2 protein-coding genes are annotated in these 589 nt (G+C 74.9%); both read right to left on the reverse strand.

Annotated features, from left to right (window positions below; translation table 11 throughout):
- Nucleotides 1-11: 11 nt before the first annotated feature.
- Nucleotides 12-224, reverse strand: coding sequence for a hypothetical protein (locus FJV41_RS49680; RefSeq protein WP_141649561.1), 213 nt, complete (start codon nt 222-224; stop codon nt 12-14).
- Nucleotides 221-550, reverse strand: a complete 330-nt coding sequence (locus tag FJV41_RS49685; protein ID WP_141649562.1) for a hypothetical protein — start codon at nt 548-550, stop codon at nt 221-223. Before FJV41_RS49685 ends, FJV41_RS49680 begins: the two co-directional genes overlap by 4 nt.
- Between the last annotated feature and the right edge of the window lie 39 nt (nt 551-589).

Raw genomic sequence — 589 nt, forward strand, 5'->3', positions numbered from 1 at the left:
GGTGGTGCGCATCACGACGCCCACCCCGGCATGTCCATATGCGCGGCGCTGGGCCCGCAGGCGCCGGCGGTGGCACGCATGGCGCTCACGGGCTGCAGGCCGAACACGTTGCGCACTGCCGGCGCGCCGCAGTGGAGCGCGCCGGCGACGGGGCGGCGGTGCATGCAGAGGGCGCACGCGCGCAGTGGCGGCACCTTGGCGGCGCGGGTGGCCTGGGCGATCACCGGCGGCCTCCAGCGCGGCGGGGCTCCAGGCCGACGAGCGCGAGCTGCGCGGCCTCGCCGCGGCTGCGCTCGATCACGGCCGGCAGGGTGACAACCTCGGCGGGCGAGGCGGTCAGGGCCGGCGCCTGCGCGTTGCGCTGGAGCTGCTGCTCGCGCCGCGGCACGTCGAGGACTGACTGCTGCTCGGTGACGGCGTCCGCTGCGGCGCGGGCCTGGGCCTTGCGGGCGCTGGCGAAGGTCTTCCGGATGTCGGTCGCGACTGCTGGGCGGTAGCGGAATTTCGGGTCGGTGCTCAGCTTCGAGGGCATCGTGCGTTTTGCGGGCATGGGTGGGCCTCCGTCTCTCGTTTCAGGGTTGGGATGCGT

It is taken from the genome of Myxococcus llanfairpwllgwyngyllgogerychwyrndrobwllllantysiliogogogochensis (assembly GCF_006636215.1).
GTDB classification, from domain to species: domain Bacteria; phylum Myxococcota; class Myxococcia; order Myxococcales; family Myxococcaceae; genus Myxococcus; species Myxococcus llanfairpwllgwyngyllgogerychwyrndrobwllllantysiliogogogochensis.

What these genes read in the sequence shown, in the direction of transcription:
- FJV41_RS49685 (WP_141649562.1), bottom strand. Translation starts at nt 550, where the DNA reads ATGCCCGCAAAACGCACGATGCCCTCGAAGCTGAGCACCGACCCGAAA.